Raw genomic sequence first — 5,429 nt, forward strand, 5'->3', positions numbered from 1 at the left:
AAAGAACATACAGTCTTACCTAATTTGTTAAATAGAGAATTTAAGCAAGATATACCTGGTAAGGTATTACTTACAGATATATCTTATCTATTTTTTAAAAATGGTCAAAAGGCTTATTTGTCGACCATTTTAGATGCGTCTACTAATGAAATATTAGCTCATAACGTTTCTAAAACTTTAAAAATAGATATAGTTACTGATACAATTGATAAGCTAATACATAACAATAAGTCTCTTCTTAGAAAAGATTCCTTTATCCATTCTGATCAAGGAGCTCATTATACAAGTCCAATTTTTCAAAAGAAGGTCAAGAAAAACAAATTAGGACAATCTATGTCTAGACGCGGAAACTGCTGGGACAACGCCCCGCAGGAATCGTTTTTTGGTCATTTAAAAGACGAAGCTAATATAAAAAAATGTGAAAGTTTTGAGGAATTAATTAAAGAAGTTAATGATTATGTTAATTATCACAATTATTATAGACCACAATGGAATTAAAAAAAGATGACCCCTGTTGATTACAGGAACCATCTTTTAGTTACCACTTAGTCTTTTTTTAAATTGTCCTTGACTAAGGGTACATTTTACTATGTACTAGCCTTTTTAGTTGTATTATGAATAAAATTTATAAAATTAGTCAAACATCTAAACAAACAATTATTTGTAAATAATATCAGCTTATTTAAGTATGAACTTTCATGGGTTTAACTATATTTGAATAGTTAGATTATATTAAAAAATACAGCCTTGTTTTATAAAAATATGGAGAAAAGTTTACGCCAGAAGAAGCACAATATGCTATAGATAATCTAAATAAGTAATGTTTTAGTGGAGTAAAATAACTGTTTTATCTGAAACAGATTTCATAGATAAATATTAATGATATATAAAAAAAGGAAATACAATCCAAATGTTCTAAAAATCATTTGGATATATCCTTTTTTAAGGCTTTAATTAAAAACTATAATGTTTTCCTATTACAATGGATTTTGAATTGCTTTTATGACCTAATTCATCAGTTTTTATAACAGGAAGGTTTTTATTATCAATTATATCTAAAATTAAATTTAAAACTTCTTTCTTAGAATAATTATTTTCAAGTTCAATAAAAGTTCCTAAAATAACACCATTAACTTTTTCAAAAGCACCCATCATTTTGTATTGCGTAATATATGTAGAAATCTTGTTTATATCTCCACCCATACTTTCTATAAATAAAATTTTATTATTAAAGTCCATTTCGTAATCAGTACCTGCAAGCTTAAGACTGCAGCGTAGATTACCTCCTATAACTATTCCTTCCATTTTACTACCTTGTAAGAATTCATATTTAAAATCTAGAAGAGAAGTATCATTATTTAAAAGATAGTTAGCTATAAGTTTTAAAGCATTGTCGTCATTTATAATATGTCTTAGCTGAAACCAGAAGCTTTTAGTACCACCTTTTTTGTAAATAGAATTTAATATAACGCTTAAGTCACTGTAACCAAAAAAGGATTTAGGATTGTTTTTTATGATTTCAAAGTTTATATATGGTATAACTTGATTTGCTAAATCTCCTCCGGAAATATCAAAAATTCCTTCTATATTAGGGTTTTTATATAATTCCATAAGTGCATTAGCTCTTAACTTTGGACTTTTACTTAGTCCATTTTCAAGGGAATATAAAACTTTTGAACTATAAACCTTAATATTATTTGCTTCTAGCTTTTTTATCATTTTCTCAATTAATGATTTTTTTGATGGGTCAATTCCATTAGACAAGCTTATTATTCCTATATTTTTCATATTAAAATCCTTTCATAAAAAATAAGGACATAAACAATCCTTAAGTTTCTAGCATAAAATAATATTGTTTATATCCCAAATAAAAAAACATAAAGTAGATATCTTAAATTATAATAATCCACTTAAAAATATGTAAAGCTTAATTTGATTTTGAAGATAACAGCATGTTTTCTGCATCTTTTCTGCTTATTCCTTTTACCTGTGAAATTTCTTCGATTAATATTTTTTTGGTTTTATTAAACATTTGATTTTCACTAGAATTAAGTGAGTGTTGTCTTCTTACGTATAAAAGATCTGAATATACTTCTAGAAAATCTTCAAAAGTTCCAGATTTGATTTTGCTTGAGTTGTGCTCTAGTCTTTCTTTGCAATTTGTGTTATCTAGTTTATTAGCATTAGGCTTTAAATTTTTAAATTTTTCAAGTGATGAGTTTAAAGAGTTTAAATCACTTATTAACCTTATGTTGGAATTTTCAATTTTACTTTCTGGCATCATTAACTTAAGAGAGTTATTTAAAAGGTGAATGTTATAAAAAGTCTTAATATCTCCTTTGAATTCTCTACTCTCAATTAAATCAATAACTCCGATTCCTTGATTTGGATAAACAATGACATCTCCTTTTTTGAACAAAATCTACACCTCCAGTATGTTAATATATATATTATTATATCACAAAATCAAAGAAATAATCAAAAATTTAATGTTATCATAAATGCTATATGCTGTCAATGAAATTATATGTTATATAATAGGAATTCCATTAAGAGTTAAAAAATTGATTAAATCCTTTTTGCAGGTACATTTATTTTTACAAATACACACTTCAAAAATTAAGTATTCTTTTAATTTCTTTTTTGCTTTTTCAGAATTTGAATAAAGTTTTTTTGAAATAATATTAATAATAGATATAAAGGCACTAATTATTAAAAAAAGCTTACATAGAGAAAATATTGAGTTTATATTTATTGCATAATTATGCTTAAACATAATATCTTTAAAGAATAATAGAAAGATAAAGCCAATTATAAGATATGCATATATTATAATATTGTTAATTCTTTTTTTCTTTTTTTCTGTTTCACAAATCTTTTTTAAAAGTTTTTTTGTTGTTGAATCTAAGTTGTTATAGAAATATTGTTTTTTTAATAGTTCCTCCATAATTACCTCACAAAAAGCATTTTTTTAAATGATATTAGTTTTTGTTTGAAAATATGTTTAATAAAAGGAAAATTTAAGCTATTATTATACTTTTGGAAGGTAATATATGATATAATACTTTTTTGGGAGAATTAATTTTATGGAATGGTGATAGATGAGTAAGGAAATAAATAATATTAATAATATTCTAGATTTAGTTATAGATGATATACATAGGGGTAAGGAAAAAATATTAAATATTACAGAAAGTCTCAAAGATCAGTATGATAAGGATTCAAAAGAATTAGAAATAATAAGTAGGGACATAGAAGTACTTAAAGAAGAAGTGAATATTCTAGAAGTGTCTGACAAGCAAATGAGAGAAGAATTAGCAAGAGCTTCTATGAATTTTCAAAAAGATGAAACCGAAGTAAAAGAAATTTATGAAAAAGCTTTAAATGTTAGAGTGGAATTTTTGACTAAGCAAAAGGAAGAAAAGAGGCTTCAATCTAAAAGAGAAGCTCTTCAAAAGAGTTTGGGGCAAAATCATGAAAATATTAGTGAAGCAGATTCTGTTGTAGAACATATAAGTGTGGTATTAAATTACTTAAAAGGGGATGTGTTTAACAAATTTGAAATGGCTGAAGAAAATAGTAAAATGGCATATTCTATAAGGTTTGTAGAAGCTCAAGAAAAGGAAAAAAATAGAATTGCTAGAGACATACATGATGGTCCAGCCCAGTATTTAGCTAGTTCTCTTATGAGAATTGATTTTTGTAAAATGCTTTTAACTAAAAATTTAAATGATGGTATTAATGAGCTTGAAGATCTTAAGTTAAATTTAAAAAAGACCTTAAAGGAAGTCAGGGGAATAATCTTTGATTTAAAGCCTCCATTTTTAAATGGTGTTACTTTAGCAAATGCTTTAGAAGATTTAGTTGAGGTATTTCAAGAGGAATGCAGTGCAGATATTAAAATACATATAAGAGACAATGATTGTATTTTAGATTATGTTATAGAAGTTGCTGTATATAGAATCATACAAGAAATATTAACTAATGTAAAAAAACATGCAGAAGCTTTTAATGTATCTTTAAAGATTGAAATTACTGAAATGTGCGTGTATATAAATATTAAAGATGATGGAAAAGGTTTTGATATTGATACATTAATGAAAAGAATTAAAGATAGTAAAGGCAAATATGGAATTTTAGGTATATATGATAGAGTCGATGAGTTTGGGGGCACAATACAGATTAATTCAAAAATAAACTGCGGTACAGAATATAAGATAAAGCTGCCTGCAATTAGAGGGAGAGATGAAGGTTGATAAGACTAGCAATAACTGATGATCACGCTTTAATCAGAGAGGGATTAATAAGAATTTTAAGTTATGAAGATGATTTAGATATAGTAATAGAAAGCGATAGTGGAGAGGAATTAATAAAAAAACTAAGTACTATTACACCTGAAATAATTTTATTAGATATTAATATGGACAAGTTAGATGGAATAGATACTTTAAAAATAGTAAAAGAACAATGGCCACATATAAAAATTGTAATACTTACTGTAGAAAAGCAAAAAAGAATTATAAAGGAAGTATTAAAATTAGGAGCAGATGGATATGTATTAAAAGAATCTGCAGGAAGTGAAATTACAAGTGCTGTAAGAGCAGTATCTGCTGGAGGTAAATATATTGATAAATCAATTATGCAGACGGTTTTTATGGAAGAGATGATTGGGCGTAAAAAAATGAGCTTGATGATTTATCTGATAGGGAGTTAAGTGTATTAATAAAACTTTCTGAAGGACTTAAGAATAAGGAAATAGCTGAAAGCTTATTTTTATCAGAAAAAACAGTTAAAAACTATGTTACTAGTATTTTTAGAAAAATTAATGTGGAAGATAGAGTTCATGCTACAATATATGCTTTGGAAAATAATATTAAAGAATATTTTGAAAATAAAAAAAGGGACTAAGGTCCTATAAGAAAGGGACTTAATTAATATTTTCTTTCTTTGGCATTTTGTATATAATAAAGTCATAGGTGATAACCTTTTTGCTTCGTAAATAAATAACCCATGATTTATTTAAATAGTTTCCCACCTATTAGAAGCAAAATAAATTATCGTTTGCAGTTTTAAAAACATGATCAGTAGTATTGATTGTGTTTTTTTTGTCATTAAAAGTTCTATGATTCAGAACTTTGATAGAATTTCTTTATTTTTATTTTACATAGGCTGTATTATGAATAAAAGTGATAAAAATAGGCAAGTATCTAAGCATACGATTGTTAGGAAGTGATTGATTTGTGCTTAGATAACTATTTTAAAATTCTAGAAAATATAAAGCTTTTAAGTAATGCAGCTAAAAGGAAATTATTAATAGATATAAGCATTTTAATTAGTGTTTCAAATAATAAAGAAACAACAGAATTAATTTGCCCTCATTGTAAAAATAAATACATAGTTAAAAATGGTAAGAATAAAGAAACTCAAAG

7 protein-coding genes are annotated in these 5,429 nt (G+C 25.7%); 5 read left to right on the forward strand and 2 right to left on the reverse strand.

Going from position 1 to position 5,429, the window contains the following annotated elements:
• The coding region (locus BM384_RS15200; RefSeq protein ID WP_139232150.1) for an IS3 family transposase at positions 1-498 on the forward strand (498 nt) is incomplete at its 5' end.
• Between the two features lie 456 nt (positions 499-954).
• Here BM384_RS15200 and BM384_RS15210 read toward each other — a convergent pair.
• Both BM384_RS15210 and BM384_RS15215 read right to left on the reverse strand, forming a co-directional pair.
• Positions 955-1,788: an LD-carboxypeptidase gene (locus BM384_RS15210; protein WP_090014862.1), complete on the reverse strand. Its 834-nt coding sequence runs from the start codon at positions 1,786-1,788 to the stop codon at positions 955-957.
• A gap of 139 nt (positions 1,789-1,927) precedes the next feature.
• On the reverse strand, positions 1,928-2,419 hold the full coding sequence (locus BM384_RS15215; RefSeq protein ID WP_175537417.1) for a CarD family transcriptional regulator: 492 nt from the start codon (positions 2,417-2,419) through the stop codon (positions 1,928-1,930).
• A gap of 682 nt (positions 2,420-3,101) precedes the next feature.
• On the opposite strand from BM384_RS15215, the gene BM384_RS15225 reads away from it, so the two are divergent.
• The 4 genes from BM384_RS15225 to BM384_RS15235 all read left to right on the forward strand — a co-directional run.
• A complete protein-coding gene (locus BM384_RS15225) occupies positions 3,102-4,256 on the forward strand; it encodes a sensor histidine kinase (RefSeq protein WP_090014868.1) in 1,155 nt (384 codons plus the stop codon).
• A complete protein-coding gene (locus BM384_RS15230; protein WP_242946056.1) occupies positions 4,253-4,714 on the forward strand; it encodes a response regulator in 462 nt (153 codons plus the stop codon). The genes BM384_RS15225 and BM384_RS15230 overlap by 4 nt, the downstream gene beginning before the upstream one ends.
• A 41-nt stretch (positions 4,715-4,755) precedes the next feature.
• Positions 4,756-4,908, forward strand: a complete 153-nt coding sequence (locus BM384_RS18360; protein WP_242946057.1) for a response regulator transcription factor — start codon at positions 4,756-4,758, stop codon at positions 4,906-4,908.
• 330 nt (positions 4,909-5,238) lie between these two features.
• On the forward strand, positions 5,239-5,429 hold a 191-nt coding region (locus BM384_RS15235; protein WP_207650737.1), incomplete at its 3' end, for a hypothetical protein.

The organism is Clostridium sp. DSM 8431 (genome assembly GCF_900116755.1).
Classification (GTDB): domain Bacteria; phylum Bacillota; class Clostridia; order Clostridiales; family Clostridiaceae; genus Clostridium.

Coding starts and splice junctions, on each gene's coding strand:
- BM384_RS15225 (WP_090014868.1), top strand. CDS start 3,102: ATGAGTAAGGAAATAAATAATATTAATAATATTCTAGATTTAGTTATA.
- BM384_RS15210 (WP_090014862.1), bottom strand. CDS start 1,788: ATGAAAAATATAGGAATAATAAGCTTGTCTAATGGAATTGACCCATCA.